This window comes from bacterium (assembly GCA_026414725.1).
Classification (GTDB): domain Bacteria; phylum Ratteibacteria; class UBA8468; order B48-G9; family JAFGKM01; genus JAAYXZ01.
In genome coordinates this window covers 24,024-38,817 of the sequence record JAOAIL010000012.1, presented here as the reverse complement: position 1 = coordinate 38,817, position 14,794 = coordinate 24,024, and the positions used below count along the sequence as shown (strand labels likewise).

General features: G+C 34.0%; 18 protein-coding genes. 2 read left to right on the top strand and 16 right to left on the bottom strand.

Features of this window, described 5'->3' with window-relative positions:
- Both N3D17_05430 and N3D17_05425 read left to right on the top strand, forming a co-directional pair.
- Positions 1 to 236 (top strand): hypothetical protein (locus tag N3D17_05430; GenBank protein ID MCX8082818.1); only part of this gene is annotated, 236 nt, incomplete at its 5' end.
- Between the two features lie 46 nt (positions 237 to 282).
- Complete coding sequence (locus N3D17_05425; GenBank protein MCX8082817.1) at positions 283 to 1,356, top strand: sugar kinase; 1,074 nt, start codon at positions 283 to 285, stop codon at positions 1,354 to 1,356.
- A 22-nt stretch (positions 1,357 to 1,378) separates the two neighbouring features.
- Here the strand turns inward: N3D17_05425 and N3D17_05420 are convergent, their stop codons facing one another.
- The 16 genes from N3D17_05420 to lepB all read right to left on the bottom strand — a co-directional run bounded on the left by N3D17_05420 (position 1,379) and on the right by lepB (position 14,763).
- On the bottom strand, positions 1,379 to 3,013 hold the full coding sequence (locus N3D17_05420; GenBank protein ID MCX8082816.1) for an HAD-IA family hydrolase: 1,635 nt from the start codon (positions 3,011 to 3,013) through the stop codon (positions 1,379 to 1,381).
- On the bottom strand, positions 2,982 to 3,317 hold the full coding sequence (locus tag N3D17_05415) for a hypothetical protein (GenBank protein ID MCX8082815.1): 336 nt from the start codon (positions 3,315 to 3,317) through the stop codon (positions 2,982 to 2,984). Before N3D17_05415 ends, N3D17_05420 begins: the two co-directional genes overlap by 32 nt.
- Positions 3,318 to 3,343: 26 nt before the next feature.
- On the bottom strand, positions 3,344 to 4,030 hold the full coding sequence (nfi, locus tag N3D17_05410; protein ID MCX8082814.1) for a deoxyribonuclease V: 687 nt from the start codon (positions 4,028 to 4,030) through the stop codon (positions 3,344 to 3,346).
- Between the two features lie 14 nt (positions 4,031 to 4,044).
- On the bottom strand, positions 4,045 to 6,453 hold the full coding sequence (locus tag N3D17_05405) for a DNA polymerase I (protein MCX8082813.1): 2,409 nt from the start codon (positions 6,451 to 6,453) through the stop codon (positions 4,045 to 4,047).
- A 55-nt stretch (positions 6,454 to 6,508) separates the two neighbouring features.
- Positions 6,509 to 7,012, bottom strand: a complete 504-nt coding sequence (locus tag N3D17_05400; GenBank protein MCX8082812.1) for a hypothetical protein — start codon at positions 7,010 to 7,012, stop codon at positions 6,509 to 6,511.
- 5 nt (positions 7,013 to 7,017) lie between these two features.
- Positions 7,018 to 8,268 carry a hypothetical protein gene (locus N3D17_05395; protein MCX8082811.1) on the bottom strand — a complete coding sequence of 417 codons (1,251 nt, stop codon included), beginning with the start codon at positions 8,266 to 8,268 and terminating at the stop codon, positions 7,018 to 7,020.
- Complete coding sequence (locus N3D17_05390; protein MCX8082810.1) at positions 8,265 to 9,179, bottom strand: general secretion pathway protein GspK; 915 nt, start codon at positions 9,177 to 9,179, stop codon at positions 8,265 to 8,267. Before N3D17_05390 ends, N3D17_05395 begins: the two co-directional genes overlap by 4 nt.
- Positions 9,163 to 9,711: a prepilin-type N-terminal cleavage/methylation domain-containing protein gene (locus tag N3D17_05385; protein MCX8082809.1), complete on the bottom strand. Its 549-nt coding sequence runs from the start codon at positions 9,709 to 9,711 to the stop codon at positions 9,163 to 9,165. Before N3D17_05385 ends, N3D17_05390 begins: the two co-directional genes overlap by 17 nt.
- Positions 9,708 to 10,109 (bottom strand): type II secretion system GspH family protein, encoded by a 402-nt coding sequence (locus N3D17_05380; GenBank protein MCX8082808.1) that lies wholly within the window; start codon positions 10,107 to 10,109, stop codon positions 9,708 to 9,710. Before N3D17_05380 ends, N3D17_05385 begins: the two co-directional genes overlap by 4 nt.
- On the bottom strand, positions 10,102 to 10,629 hold the full coding sequence (locus N3D17_05375) for a type II secretion system GspH family protein (protein MCX8082807.1): 528 nt from the start codon (positions 10,627 to 10,629) through the stop codon (positions 10,102 to 10,104). The genes N3D17_05380 and N3D17_05375 overlap by 8 nt, the downstream gene beginning before the upstream one ends.
- Positions 10,601 to 11,047 carry a type II secretion system major pseudopilin GspG gene (gene gspG, locus N3D17_05370; protein MCX8082806.1) on the bottom strand — a complete coding sequence of 149 codons (447 nt, stop codon included), beginning with the start codon at positions 11,045 to 11,047 and terminating at the stop codon, positions 10,601 to 10,603. Before gspG ends, N3D17_05375 begins: the two co-directional genes overlap by 29 nt.
- Before the next feature lie 28 nt (positions 11,048 to 11,075).
- On the bottom strand, positions 11,076 to 12,272 hold the full coding sequence (locus N3D17_05365; GenBank protein ID MCX8082805.1) for a type II secretion system F family protein: 1,197 nt from the start codon (positions 12,270 to 12,272) through the stop codon (positions 11,076 to 11,078).
- Positions 12,273 to 12,337: 65 nt separating this feature from the next.
- Positions 12,338 to 12,721 (bottom strand): septation protein SpoVG family protein, encoded by a 384-nt coding sequence (locus tag N3D17_05360; protein MCX8082804.1) that lies wholly within the window; start codon positions 12,719 to 12,721, stop codon positions 12,338 to 12,340.
- A 14-nt stretch (positions 12,722 to 12,735) separates the two neighbouring features.
- A complete protein-coding gene (gene ispE / locus N3D17_05355) occupies positions 12,736 to 13,596 on the bottom strand; it encodes a 4-(cytidine 5'-diphospho)-2-C-methyl-D-erythritol kinase (GenBank protein ID MCX8082803.1) in 861 nt (286 codons plus the stop codon).
- Entirely contained in the window at positions 13,568 to 14,161 is a 594-nt protein-coding gene (locus N3D17_05350) for a nucleotide exchange factor GrpE (protein ID MCX8082802.1), read from the bottom strand. Before N3D17_05350 ends, ispE begins: the two co-directional genes overlap by 29 nt.
- Before the next feature lie 59 nt (positions 14,162 to 14,220).
- On the bottom strand, positions 14,221 to 14,763 hold the full coding sequence (gene lepB, locus N3D17_05345; GenBank protein MCX8082801.1) for a signal peptidase I: 543 nt from the start codon (positions 14,761 to 14,763) through the stop codon (positions 14,221 to 14,223).
- Between the last annotated feature and the right edge of the window lie 31 nt (positions 14,764 to 14,794).

The following is a 14,794-nucleotide window of genomic DNA, read 5'->3' as shown; positions in this document are numbered from 1 at the left end:
GGCTCGGAGATGTGTATAAGAGACAGGGAGAACTTCTTGATAAATACAAACCTGTATCTCCAGTTATAGGAGTATTCTTTGAGCCAGCAAACTACTTCTCAACAATTTTTCCCTATTCCAATATTTCTCTATTTCTATATCAAATTCACGAAATTCTTATTTATATCTTTAAGCAATTTCCATCTCAACAGACCATTTTCACTATATCTCAGCAAAGGGAACTTTACATTTCATAATTAAAGTTCTATAATAATATCCGCTGTTTTCAACAGGAGGGAAAAGATGGAATTAAAAAAAGATAGTAAATATGCATTACTCGTTCCTACAAGTATGGGAGTAAGAATTACTCCTGTAAATAATCAGCCGGTTCACTCAAGCAATACCTTTATAATGCAGGCAACAAGTGCTGAATCCAATGTAGCAAGTATAAGTTCATCTCTAGGCCTGCCTGTTAAAATTCTCACTGCATTTGTCAAAGGAAGTCCTGTAGCAAGATTTATAAAAGAAAACCTTAAAAGCAGGGGAATGGACGTTGAAGCAAAAGAGGTCTCTCAGGGAGGTCCCTGGGGATTCAGACACCAGTTTAATATCGCAGATACTGGCTATGGTGCTCGTGGACCAAAGGTATGGAATGACAGAGCAGGAGAAATAGGAAGAACATTGAGCCCTTCTGATTTTGACCTTGAGAGAATTTTGGGAAAAGAAGGTGTACAGATAATACATATGTCCGGACTATTTGCTGCACTTTCTCCGGAAACAGGACAGTTCTGCCTTGAACTTTCAAAGGTTGCTAAAAAATATGGGACATGTATTTCCTTTGATTTAAACTACAGAGCGTCCTTCTGGAAAGGAAGAGAAAAAGAACTACGGGATATCTTCACAAGGATTGCAGGTGTATCTGATATCCTTGTCGGGAATGAAGAGGACTTTCAACTCTGCCTCGGAATAGAAGGACCTCCACCAGGCGGTAAAGACCTGAAGGCACAGATAGACAATTTTAAAGAAATGATAAACAGAGTTAAAAAGAGTTTCCCTGAAACTGAGGTGCATGCTACTACCCTTAGAGAGGTTATAAGTGCACAGAAACATCTATGGGGTGCAATTATGTCTGTCGGTTCTGAATGGTATGTAGTTGATCCGAGAGAAATCGGAGTTCTTGATAGAATTGGTGGTGGAGATGCTTTTGTAGGAGGACTGCTTTACGGAATACTTAAAGGATGGGAACCAGAAAAATGGGTACAGTTTGGATGGGCATGTGGAGCACTGGCTGTTACACTTCTCACTGATTACGCACAGCCACTTGATGAAGAAGAAATCTGGAGTATCTGGGAAGGTAATGCAAGGGTTAAAAGATAATAAAATTTCCAGATTCGTATTTTTAGAGTCGGGTGATTTCATCTCGTTGAAAGGTAGATAAAGATTTTATCTTTTTATTTTCCATATAACAGACACCTTTTTCTTCTACCACCTCTCCTATGATTTTCCCCTTCAAGTTTCTGTTTTTACAAAATTTTAGAAAGTTGTCTTCTTCTTTTTTCTCTATTATCCCTATTATACAGCCGGATGATATTATCCCGAGAGGGTCAAGATTAAAAATCTTACAAAACTTTATAACAGGAGGATAGAACACCAATTTTTCAGGAAAAATCAGAAGTCCAATATTATTCGCCTCCGCCATCTCATAAAGTGCAGTTGATATACCTCCTTCAGTTGGGTCATGCATATATTTTATGTCCAAATTTTCCCATAACATCTTCGCTTCATTAAATACACTTATCCCCGGAAACACAGTTGCCTTTTTAACCTTCGTAATAAATGCTTCGGAAAAATATTTTTTAAGTTCACTATATTTTCCCCTCGCTATAATTGATGCACCTTCTATTCCTATCTCTTTTATAAGAAAAACACTGTCCCCTACTTTTATTTCTTTTCTTCTCAATTTTTTTATCTTTCTTCCCATAAGAAAACCTACAGCCACAGGAGTTTTAATTCCACTTGAAATCTCAGTATGTCCTCCTATCCATTTTATATCAAACCTTTTACACTCATTGTTTATCTGGGAAAATACATCTTCAATTTCTGAAAATGTAGTACCTTCAGGAAATAAAATAACTGTTAAGAGATGTGAAGGAATACCTCCCATTACAGAGATATCATTGACATTGATATTGACAAGATAAAATCCAATATCCTCTGATGTAAGTGTTATGGGGTCTGATTTGGCAAATATAATATTGTCGCTTATTTTAAATATAGCGCAGTCAATACCTATGCCTGAAGAAACTAAAATATCTTTATCCTTTACTTCTGTATATTTTCCAAGAAGGAACCTTAAAAATCTGTTAGGAAGTTTCCCTGCATTAAAGCCCTTTGTACCTACAATATACTCTATCTCTTTTATATCCTCTATCACAAAATCAGCACCTTCTTTCAAAAAGGTATCTTCAGATATATTGTTATTTTTCAGTCCTGCACTCAATATTCCCATCTTTCTGCCAGCCCTTACATCAAAAAGATGGTCACCTACGAGAACAACATCATCCTTCTTTAACCCAAGAAGTTTCAGGCACTCCTTAATATGTAAAACATCTGGCTTTACTTTTCTGACATCATCTCTGGTAAGTAGAACATCATAGGGAATCCTGAATTTGTTTATAACTTTTTCAACAACTTCTCTGCAGTTTCTTGTAATTATTCCGACCTTTATACCACCTGTTCTTAATTTTACAAGCAAAGATACCACCCCTTCCTGTGGTTCTGTATATTCAGATGCTTTGACTTCCTCTTCTTTCAAAATCCTGTGTCCAGAAGAATAAAATTTCATTCCCTTCTTGCCATTTAAATTATTAATTTCTTCAAGAAATTCAAGTATAGGCAGTTTTGTATCAGGTATTTTCAACTTATGTTTCTCTGCTTCAACTAAAATCCTTTCCTTTATCTTTTTAAAGTCAATGGTAGATGTTACCAGTGTCCCATCAAAGTCAAATATCACGCCTTTCTTCTTCATATTCATCAACCATCCTCTTCGCCTTGTGATATGCATCCGAGATACTGTAAATCCCAATGATTATTATTCCAGTAAGTCCAAGGAAGAAAAGAATAATTCCCCAGAGAAAAAACGTCATCGGAGAGAATTGCCCCTTTATAAAATAGAACATAAAGACCGCACCAATAACTAAAATCAGCAGAGAAACTCCAGAAAAAAATATCAACGTCAATCCCTTCTTTATCTCTCCATTATAAATCTGCCCGAGACCATTAAAAAGAAAAGAAAGTAAAGCAGATATCCTCGGATTTGGCAGGTTCTTTTTATCCATAGTCCCTCTCCCTGTCTTATTCTACTCTACAACTTTTTTTTCTTAATTTCAATCTCTTTTTTTAGTTCATTTACAAAAATATGTGCCTGTCTTACTGGTTCAGGTAATCTATATATGGTGGTACACTTGAGTACTATATCTATAGAGTTCAGCAGGTCTATCTTATGCCCTGGAGAAATAAATACAGGATTTACTCCTTCCTTTGTCCGTAAAACTGCCCCTATAAACTCTCCCTTATCTTTCAAGAGAGAATACCTCCCTTTTTCTTTTTCAGGAAACAGATACTCACCAACTAAAACTGATTTGGCACAGCCAATAGAAGGTTTATTAAGAAGTATACCGAGATGTGTGGCTATACCCATCCTTCTCGGATGTGCTATTCCCTGCCCATCAAAAATAATTACATCAGGAGTATTTATTATTTTCTCAAACACTTTTAATAAAACCGGTCCTTCTCTAAAAGCAAGAAATCCAGGGATATAAGGAAAAGTAACCGGTAAAGTAGCAAATCTTCTTTCTATAATTCTTAAATGCGGAAATTCAAAAATAATAATACCTCCTATTATCATTCCATTGTAATAGGCAGTATCAGCACCAGCAACCCTCTCTATTTTCGGTAAAGTATATTTCAAACAGACGTGTTGTTTCAGTGCAATCTGGATTTTACTTGCCTCTTCTGGAATTGTATTCCGTAAAAGATTTCTCTGGCTCATCTAAGATAAGAAACTTATAAAGAAACATCCTCCATTTCAAGATAGTTAAAACCTCTTTTCACATCAACCTTCAGAGGAACATTGAGTTTCAAAACCTCCTCCATAATCTCTTTCACACCACTTACAACTATCTCTTCCTCTTCAGAAAATACTTCAAAGAGAAGTTCATCATGTATCTGAAGAACCATCTTACTTTTCAGACGTTCTTTTTTAAAAAATTCATAAATACTATTCATAGCCATCTTTATAATATCAGCAGATGAACCCTGTACAGGCATATTGATTGCTGCCCTTTTAGCAAACTCTTTTTGATTTTTATTATTACTTCTTATCTCTGGTATATATCTCCTTCTGTTAAGGATAGTTGTCACAAACCCCTCCTTCTCTACAGCAGATAGAATTTTATCAATGTACGCCTTTACACCTGTAAATTTAGAAAAATATGCCTTTATAAAATTATCTGCCTCTGATACAGTAATCCCTAACTCTTGTGAAAGTCCATAAGCACTCATTCCATAGATTATCCCGAAATTTATTGTCTTAGCAACTCTTCTTAAATCCTTCTGGCTATATACCAAAGGAACAGGAGAAAAAAGAGAGTCCCCTGAAAACAATATACTTGCGGTCTCTGTATGTATATCCCTTCCTTCTTTGAATGCAGATACCAGATAACTATCCTCTGAAAGATGTGCAAGAACCCTTAATTCTATCTGGTTATAGTCAAACGAGTAAAGCACATTTCCTTTTTCACAGCAGAACGCCTTCCTTATTTTACATCCTCTTTCAGTTCTTACAGGAAGGTTTTGAAGGTTAGGATTATTACAACTCAATCTCCCTGTAGCAGTGGATATCTGACTGAACTTAGGATATATCCTGCCAGTTAATGGGTCTATAAATGGTATTAACCCTTCAATATAGGTTGATTTCAGTTTATAGAGTTCTCTGTATTCAAGGATAAGTGCTGGTAATGGATGTTTCACAGATAATTCCTTTAAAACAGAGATATCTGTGGAAGGACCTGTCTTCCCTTTCTTCTGCACCGGGAGTTTTAATTTTTCAAAAAGGATGTTAGCAATCTGCTGAGAAGAGTTTATATTAAATACTTCTCCTGCTGTCTGATATATCCTGTTTTCCTGAATTTTAAGTTCACCTTCCAGTTCTCTATTCAACTGTTCAAGTACACTTATATCTGTCTTTATCCCATTTATCTCCATCCAGGCAAGTGTTTTTACAAGAGGCATTTCAACTTTGTAAAAAAGTTCTTCCATCCTAAGTTCTCTGAAAATTAAGTCATATCTGGATATCAAGGTATTAATATCATCATCACTTAATACCTTCCCTGTAAGATATTTAGCAACTGAAATATCAAAAGCAGGATTTTCAAAAGATATACCTTTTCTTTCTACTTCTACTATAATATCTTTAAGGTTAAATCCGTATTTTCTAATACTTCTGTCTTCCAAAATATTCTTAAAATACGAAGGAGTTTTTGCAACATCTTCAATACGGATAGTTTCACCACTGGATAAGAAAAGCATATCTTCATTTATACCTGACAAACGAAAGGATGGGAATATCTCTTCAATCTGGACTGTAAGTTTTTTAAACTCAAGGTCTTCAAAGGACTGAAGGATTTTTCCAACTTCAGGAGATGAAATTTTAATATCTTCTATTTTTATATCTATATCAACATCTCTCCTTAATACAGCAAGTTCCTTACTTAAAAAAGCATTTTCTCTGTTTGTTATAAGAAGTTTTCTTATCCTTTCCGGCTCTACTTTTTCAATATTTTTATAAAGATTCTCTATTGTGCCCCACTGCTGAAGTAATTTCAAAGCGGTCTTTTCTCCTATACCATAAACACCGGGGATATTATCTGATGTATCTCCCGCCAGTCCTATAATGTCTGGAACAACCGATGGTTCCATACCATACTTTCTCTGGAAATCCTCAACAGTACAGGCCTTCAATCCATCAGGATGGAGAACAACTACTCCTTCCTGAAGAAGTTGCATCATATCCTTATCCCCTGTAATTATGAATACCCTGTGCTGTTTGACAGTGAATTTTTCTGACAATGTTGCAATCAGGTCATCTGCCTCATAACCTTCCTTTTCTATCTGCCTTATTCCAAAAAATCCAGTTATCTCCTTTATGGTAGAAATCTGTTCCACCAGTTCCTCTGGCATCGGTTTTCTCTGTGCCTTATAATCCGCAAAAGAAATATGTCTCATTGTAGGAACTTTCAGGTCATAAAGAATACACATATATTCTGGCTTCTTATCCTTAAGAATTTTAAGAATACTTGAAATAAAACCGTAGATTGCATTTGTAGGTCTACCTGTAGATGTCCTTAAATCCTTTATCGCATAGAAAGAACGATAAATAAGTGCACTGCCATCTACAAGATATATATCTGCCATTGTTAAATAATATCCTTCACCTCTTCCTTTTTTTAATCGGGGGAGAAAATAATCGCTATTTACTGTTTTCTGCTTCTTTTACCACAAGAAGTTCTATCTCTATGTCTAAAAGATGAGGAGAATCCTTCTGCTTCTGCATCCTGAAATCAGGGATATATATTCCATATTTTGCCTTTTCAATATCATAAAGAAACTCATAGAGTTGCGATAATGTTATCCCTTTCATCCCCATCCTGATACTTTCAATTTTAAAATTCCCCTTCTCTTCAGTCCTCAGAGGTTGAAGCCCTGTAATATTTCTTTCAAGATTCTTACTTTCTATAAGATTACCTGTATAAGAAAGTAAGGAAAATTCCTCATCTGTTATCCTCAACGGTTCTTCTCCCTCTCCTTTTTCTTTATATTCTTCACACAGTTTTAAAAGTGTTTCTTTATCTTTCTGCTTGGCAGTAATAAGTTTATTAAGAGAAACAACTTTGTTCCTTGCAGGAATATAAATAAATCTTATCTCAAGTAAAGAAAGGAAAAGAATAATAAGTATTATCTTCTTCTTATCCATATATATCAATGTACCTTTAATGTTATGCTAAAATTTGCTCTGTTCTTTGTATCAAAGGATATTGTCCCTATATCAGTAACACTAAACTTTTCTGATTTATCTATCCTTTCTTTTATCTTTTCTAATGTTTTAAGTGAGTCCGCTGTTCCTGAAAGAGTAATGGTATCGCCTGCAATTCTGAAAATATCAATCTTTGCATCCATATTATCAGGAAAGAGAGTTGTTATATCTGCCATAACCTTCAAAACAGAAGGGACCCCTTTTTTTACATCTGTAATATCTGTTTTCATTATTTTTTCTCTCGCCTGTATCAAAGGATTTACTACATTCTGAATATCCGGGAATGTTGAGACAAATATCTGTTTCATCTCTTCTTCAATACCTCTGATTTCCTTCTGTTTCTCAACAACTTTAAAATAAGGAGAGAAAGAGAAAAAAGAGATAAACAAAAAAACCACAAAAATAGCAACATCTGAAACAGGAATTTTAATCCCAATAGAATGTTTTAAAGATAGAAAATCTCTTTTGAATGCTTTGATGGAAGCGAGATAATGGAATAGATACTTCTTTGATATATCTCTCGGTAGATCCAAATACCGTATATTTTTTTCACTTATAGCAAGTTCTTTAGTTTTTACACCAGGACCACATATAAACAAAGGCAGTCCTTTCTTGTTTATAATCTCTTTTATAAGTTCTGTGTTTTCTAAATTCTCTGCCCCGGTAAGATGATAAGAGTAAGAACCTGTCAAAATACCGTTTTCTACTATATTAAGTAAAATATATTCCTCTTCTTCATAAATAGATATATGATTTTTTTCATCTGTTGATTGTTTCAAAAACTGCAATAACAGAAGTGTGTCTAAAAAGAAATATAATTTTGTCCTGTGTTTGTTTGCTATATTTCGCCAGAAATCAATCAGTACAGATGGAACACCATATATATTCACAACCATTCCGTTTTTGTTTAACGGGAAAAAATCCAAGGAAAATAAGAAATTATCAATATTGTCAGGAAGTGTTTCTTCTATCTCTGAAGGAATAACCATCCGTATCTTCCTTTTGTTTCTGAAGGGAAATTCTACCCTTCTGAATATAAGATGTGGTTTTGATATAATAATGTTAAGTATATCAGGACGATTTTTATCAAGAAAAGCCTCAACCTCTTCACTATTAAACGCTCCTTCTTCTATATTAGTTCCTGTTATCCTGTATATAACCTTTTCATATTTTAGGTACAGGGTACATATTTTCATTTTATATTCATCCTTATAATATCTGTTGTCTTATCTGTCCTTCTTACATATGCCTTTAATTCTTTTTTATTACCCTCCTCATCTGTTACCCGAGAAGATATAGTAAAATAACTGCTTTTAAATACAATAACAGCACGGTTTTTCAGATATACTTCTTTATTTACTTCAACCATAAACTTTTCTTCTATAGGTCTTCTTGCTCTTTCTGTTGTTATCCTCTCAACATCTACTGTTGAAAAACCGAGTGCATTCAATACCTCTGGATAGCATGTATTCACATTAATTTTACCATCCGAGAACGTAGTAATAAAATTTATCAACCCTTTTTTATTATTATTTCCAAAAACAATATCTTTTGTAAATCCTGCTACTAAAAGCATCTCTTCTGGATTATAAAGAGGTTTATTGGAAGGGAGATAAGAAAATCCTGATGACATATAAAAACTCGCCTCCGCTCCTCCTGCCCTGGGAATATTATCTTCATCTATCCAATCAAGTAATGCATCAGATAAGTTTTCCGAATATCCCATAACAGAAAAGAATCTTTTATATACATCAAGGAGATAGGTGTGTATTTCCCCTTTTTCAGAGCCGAAAATTTTGTTAGGATTTATTTTTCCATTTTCATCCTCTATAAGTATCTCTATATTCATTCCATCTACTTCATACTGTCTTTTTATATATCCTACCTCTTCTGAAATCATATGTTTCTTCTGCGATATATCAAGTAAAACCTTTCCAATTTCAATCCCCATCTCTGCGATGTTTTCCATTTCATTTTCTCTTTTTATCCCTGAAAATAGAGAAATATATTGTTTTACCCGAGCACCCAAAAAAATAGCCATCATAGATATTGCTGTGGTAAATATCAGCACAAAAATAACAACAACACCTTCATTTCTCTTCTTCATCAACAAATGTCCCATACATCTTTACAGGAAAAAACAACCTTTCATTACCTTCCATTATCTCAAGTCCAATTGCACTTACCTTTTCAGGTTTATCTACATACTCACGCCATATACCATCTATATAAAACAGAAATTTTATACTATCATAACCATCTATTACCGAAAACAAAAAAGAATAATTGGTAAGCAAAGATTCCTGCTTCCGTAAAAGATTTTCAAGACCCTCCGGTGTCTTTTCAACAGTATATGTCACCCTTACAGGATATGGAGATGTCTCTGTTATTGTAAGAAATGTTATCTCTTTTATATCAAAAGATGGCTCACTCTTTTCTTCTCTTATCATACATTTCACTTCCATTTTAAATCTACTTATAAATTTAAATATTATCTCCGATATCTTCATTTTCTTCTCAACTTTTTCAATTGTATTACTTACAGAAAAAAATGTTGCATACATGATACCAAATAATAAAAGGACTAAAAGTGTGGCTATAAGAAGTTCAATAAGTGTAAACCCCTTTTTATTCTTCATTTCTTTTCATCCAATCTATCTGATTTTAAAAAACTGGTTAGTGTTGAGTATACATCTCCTTTTGTTCCTACTGTAAGTTTATAAGGAGTAAATGAAACGCCATATTCTGTATCTGTGATAGTTATATCCGCCAGTTCAAATTCCCAGTAATAATCTTCAAATGGTTCAGCAAAAAAACCATTTTTTTCTCTTTCTATATCTATCTTTTCTATCTTATACTCCTCTAACTTCATATTTGATAGCATAACAAGGTTTTTTTCATTATTGACTATCTGAATATGTCTTGTTGAAATGAGACAGGACTGTAAAGAAATCACACCTGCTACTGCAAATATAGCAAGTGCAATCAGAATCTCCATAAGTGTTAAACCACTTTTAGAATATATAACCTTACTCAAACCTCTTTTCTCCTTTTATTATCTCAGGGGAAATAGTATAGGGATTCAGAAAGATGGTATAAATAGCTCCTGTTTCTACATACTCCACAAATATTGCACCAAATTCTTTTGTCCCATCAGGAAAAAACAAAAATGTTATTAACCCTGTGGATGTTTCTAACATAGAATTCTGTGCTTTAATAAAATCTATTGGCACCTGTGTGAAGGATATATCCTCTTTATCATTATAATCGTTCTCTTCTATATTTTCCTGCTCTATATCACTTTCTTTTGTAATGGCATAGGAATTTGTATCCATATCTATAGTCAGAATAACTTTTTGTTTCTGCTCTATTGCATCCCTTGATGCTTCTTCTATAATATCTACGATTGTAGATATTGTTTTATTTTCTTCTTGAGGGATAATATCTCTTACAACAGGGAATGTAAGATAGAAAAAAAGTCCTATAATGACAATAACAACAAGAAGTTCTATAAAAGTATATCCATTCCTAAATTTTGGAACTTGAAATATCTGCATCAGAACCTTCGCCCCCTTCTCTGCCATCTCTACCATAAGAGATTATCTCATAATCCTCACCCTGTCTTCCGGGGCTGATATAGACAAAGTCATTCCCCCATGCATCTTTTGGGAGAACATCCTTTTCAAGATAACCACCCTCTCTCCATTTCTTAGGAACCTTTCCCACAGTGGGTTTTTCCACAAGGGCTTTAAGTCCCTGTTCTGTTTCAGGATAAAAACCATTGTCAAGATAAAAAAGTCTTAATGCTTGTTCTATATTCTTTATCTGTACCTGAGTGGCTGTAATACGTGCTTCATCAATCCTACTAAAAAACCTCGGCATTACTATCATTGCAAGAGTACCGAGAATTACAATAACAACCATCAACTCTATAAAGGTAAAACCACTTCTCCAAATTTTATCTTTTCTTCTCATCTATTTATCTCCTGTATTAAATTCTTTATTATCTTATGGACTGACTTATCTGGAATATAGGTAAAAGTATAGCAAGAACAATAATTCCTACAACCATACCCATACAAAGTATCATCATCGGCTCAATAAAATTAGCCAGTCGTATAGAACTCTGCGAAACATCTTCTTCATAAATTTCTCCTATTCTATTAAGCATTTCAGATAAAGAACTACTCTTCTCTCCAGCACTTATAAGTTGTGTGACAAGTACAGGGAAATATCTGGTACTTCTGAAAGAAGCAGATAAGGAATTACCTTTTGAAAGTAGTTCAATAACATCATCCACATCTTTTTTTAATAGCCGACTTGATAATACCTGCCTAGCTATCTGAAGTGATTCTATTATATCTACCCCCCCATCTATAAGAGTAGCAGTGGTTGTTGAAAAAAGAATTATTTCTCTCTTCAAAAGTATATTATTTAAAACTGGTATATGAAATCTAATAAAATCCTTTATCTCCTCACCTTTTTTAGAAGCAAATAGTTTTCTACTTCCTATGTATATCAAGAATATACCTGATATAATATATAACCATCCGTACTTAAAAAATCTGCTGATTTTTATAAGAATGATAGTTGGAAGCGGAAGTTTTATATTTATCTGAGTAAACATTTTAACTATGGTGGGAGTTACAAAAGAAAAGAGGAAGATAAATACAACTACAGATATTACAAGCATAAATAAGGGATAACTCATTATACTTTTAATACGGTTTCTAAACCTATGTCTTCTTTCAAGAAAGTCAGATATCCTTACAAGAATTTTATCGAGAGTTCCTGTTTCTTCTCCAGCACGGACCATAGAAATAACCATTTCCGGAAAGATGGCAGGAAAGTCCCTGAGTGCCTCTGAAAAACTTTTACCTTCTCTTATCTTTTTCTGTATCTCCTGAAAAACCCTTTTTAATCTTACCTGTCTTATTTGAGAAATTACACCTGTAAGACATTCATCAAGAGGTAGTTTGGAACTCACAAAAGTTGATAGTTCACGGATTGCTATAGTTATATCTTCTTCTTTTAATCTGCTTCTGAACTGCAAAACAGGAGGGGTATCTTCTTTGATTTCTATTACATAGAGATTATTTCCTTTTAGTACCTGTTTGACCTTTCTTATATCTTCCCCTGTAATTTTACCTGAAACTTTATTGCCTTCTTTATCAAAAGCAGTGTATATATAGGTATTCATTAATAATAATTAAACAACTACAACTCTCTCTTCCGAAACTTATAGATTACCCAATCCGTTATTATTTATTTTTTATCAGATGGCTCTTTCTTTTTATATTCTTCAATAACCTTTTCCTGGATATAGTCCCTGAATTCTGTTTTGATAGGATGTGCAAGGTCTCTGTGCTGTTGAGAAGGCGCAGTCCTGATCTCTTCTTTCTTCTCTACTGGATTAAGTTTTGTACCACAGGAACCACAGAACTTATTTGTAATAGCATTCTTGAAACCACATTGAGGACAATTTCTCTGCATCTTCTTACTCGGCATAGCCACAAAAAGTCCTTTTTTGCCTTCTATAATCCTGATATCTCTAACAACAAATACATCATCAAAAGTCACAGAAGCATATGCCCTTAATCTGCTATTTGGTCTATTTACAAGTGATATCCTTGTCTCAGTAATCTGCATTGTAACCTCCTTTTCTAAGAAGTTTTTATACTCTCAACAATATATCTCTTCCAACCACTCATATCCAGGAAAGAGGTTCTTTTTTCTGCTTCTGTTCTATCTAAAAAAACAGAAAATAAAGTGCCTCCACTTCCTGATACAAAACATCTTTTCCCTGTTTTCCTTTCTACCTTTTCTTTCACCTCCTTTCCTAACTTATATAATGTAAAATATGGTTTTTCCAATCGGTTAAACATACTTTTTTCTATACCTTCAATATCCTGTTTTGCAATATATTCATTAAGAATTTTAATCTTGCGTGCTCCTTCTGTCAAGTCCCCATACTCTCCAATTACATCCAGTTCTTTATAGACAGTGCCTGTTGATACAGCGAACTCTGGTATTAAAAGACCATAGGTAAGAGGTACAGAGGATATCCCTTCATCTGTTATCCTATCCCCGGTACCTTCTACTATACACCTCTTCTTTTTGATAAATAAAGGGACGTCACTACCTATAAGTAAGGCAATTTTTATAAGTTGTTCTTCATCTGTTCTGATATCCCATAAATTTACAAGTCCAAACAAAACAGATGCAGCATTTGAACTCCCACCTCCAAGTCCACTACCAGGTGGAATATTTTTTTTAACAATTACTCTTACATTTTCTTTTATATTAAAAGTACCTTTAACCAATCTTATTGCCTTTGTAACCGTATTTTCCTCAGGTATATGCCATCTGGAGATAAACTGTACTTCTGTAATATCTGACCTCTCCATTTCAATAGTATCATAGATATTCACTATATCTATGAGAGAGACAATTCTATGCAGACCTTTTTCTAAAGAACCTACCTCAAGAAAAAGATTAATTTTTGCTGGAGCAAGAATTTCCATCATTACTGTTTATGGCTGTTTTAGACGGAGGTTTCTTAGATACTTTTACAAGTGCAGGTCTTATGACTCTATTATGAAAAGAATATCCGCTTCTTATTTCTTCTATAATTTCCCCTTCCTTATACTCATCCGTTTCTACTATCTCTGATGCCTCATGAATCTCGGGATTAAAAAGTGTTCCTTTTGTATCTATTTTTTTAACCCCGATACCCTCAAGGAACTTAGTAAATTCACGCTTCAACATTTCCACACCTTTATGGATTATATCAGGGGAAGGGTTATTTTCCATCTGTTTCAAAACACTCTCAAATATATCATCAAAAGGAAGTAGTTGTAATATAAGGTTTTCTGTTCCGAACTTAAATATATCCTGTTTCTCTTTTTCCACTCTTTTTTTATAGTTATCAAAATCAGCCAGTATTCGTATATATTTATCCTTAAGTAAAGTTATATCTTCTTCCATTTTTTTTAAGTTTTTTTCAAGTTCTTTCACTTTTTTTGCACTTTCTCTCAAATTATTAAGGTCCTCCACTTTTATTATGACTTTATCTTCCTTGCCCTTCATAACATCTCTACCTCCGTTGACTATCCGTATCTATTTCTACACCTTTTACTCTCATTCTTTTAACGAATAAATCCCATCCTCCATGGAGGCCAGTATATAAAAAGTGCCTTTCCTACAAGATTCCTCTTTGGAACAAACCCCCAGTATCTACTATCCCTGCTATTTATACTATTGTCTCCCAAAACATAATAACCGCTAGTGGGAACTTCTATCTCTTCTCCATTTCCATAATAACCTTCGCTGTAATAATATCTTCTGGCAATTATCTCTTCTTCAACAGGTCTTCCGTTTATAAATATCCTACCTTCCTTAATCATAACTTTCTCCCCTGGAAGACCTATCATCCTCTTTACAAAATCTCTCCTCGGGTCTTCAGGGTACTTAAAAATTACAACTTCTCCCCTTTTTGGTGAGCGAATTTTATATATGACATTATTAGACAGAAGTCGGTCACCCACTTTAAGTGTAGGCACCATAGAAGTTGAGGGAATTTTAAAATTTCCTATCAAAAAAGCCCTTATAAAAAGTGCTATTACTATAGCCCAGATAAGGGACTTAAACCACTCTACTGTTTTATTCTTCTGTCTATCTTTTTTTTCCATATAACCTTCAGGATTTTACATAGAATTTACA

Bases quoted from the DNA above. Each gene is read 5' to 3' on its own strand.
- nfi (MCX8082814.1), bottom strand. From the start codon at position 4,030: ATGAGCCAGAGAAATCTTTTACGGAATACAATTCCAGAAGAGGCAAGT.
- N3D17_05350 (MCX8082802.1), bottom strand. From the start codon at position 14,161: ATGAAGGGCAAGGAAGATAAAGTCATAATAAAAGTGGAGGACCTTAAT.
- N3D17_05395 (MCX8082811.1), bottom strand. From the start codon at position 8,268: ATGAAAATATGTACCCTGTACCTAAAATATGAAAAGGTTATATACAGG.
- N3D17_05420 (MCX8082816.1), bottom strand. From the start codon at position 3,013: ATGAATATGAAGAAGAAAGGCGTGATATTTGACTTTGATGGGACACTG.
- gspG (MCX8082806.1), bottom strand. From the start codon at position 11,047: ATGAGAAGAAAAGATAAAATTTGGAGAAGTGGTTTTACCTTTATAGAG.
- N3D17_05390 (MCX8082810.1), bottom strand. From the start codon at position 9,179: ATGAAGAAGAGAAATGAAGGTGTTGTTGTTATTTTTGTGCTGATATTT.
- N3D17_05385 (MCX8082809.1), bottom strand. From the start codon at position 9,711: ATGAAGAATAAAAAGGGGTTTACACTTATTGAACTTCTTATAGCCACA.
- ispE (MCX8082803.1), bottom strand. From the start codon at position 13,596: ATGGAAATTCTTGCTCCAGCAAAAATTAATCTTTTTCTTGAGGTAGGT.
- N3D17_05375 (MCX8082807.1), bottom strand. From the start codon at position 10,629: ATGCAGATATTTCAAGTTCCAAAATTTAGGAATGGATATACTTTTATA.
- N3D17_05360 (MCX8082804.1), bottom strand. From the start codon at position 12,721: ATGCAGATTACTGAGACAAGGATATCACTTGTAAATAGACCAAATAGC.
- lepB (MCX8082801.1), bottom strand. From the start codon at position 14,763: ATGGAAAAAAAAGATAGACAGAAGAATAAAACAGTAGAGTGGTTTAAG.
- N3D17_05405 (MCX8082813.1), bottom strand. From the start codon at position 6,453: ATGGCAGATATATATCTTGTAGATGGCAGTGCACTTATTTATCGTTCT.
- N3D17_05415 (MCX8082815.1), bottom strand. From the start codon at position 3,317: ATGGATAAAAAGAACCTGCCAAATCCGAGGATATCTGCTTTACTTTCT.
- N3D17_05365 (MCX8082805.1), bottom strand. From the start codon at position 12,272: ATGAATACCTATATATACACTGCTTTTGATAAAGAAGGCAATAAAGTT.
- N3D17_05425 (MCX8082817.1), top strand. From the start codon at position 283: ATGGAATTAAAAAAAGATAGTAAATATGCATTACTCGTTCCTACAAGT.
- N3D17_05400 (MCX8082812.1), bottom strand. From the start codon at position 7,012: ATGGATAAGAAGAAGATAATACTTATTATTCTTTTCCTTTCTTTACTT.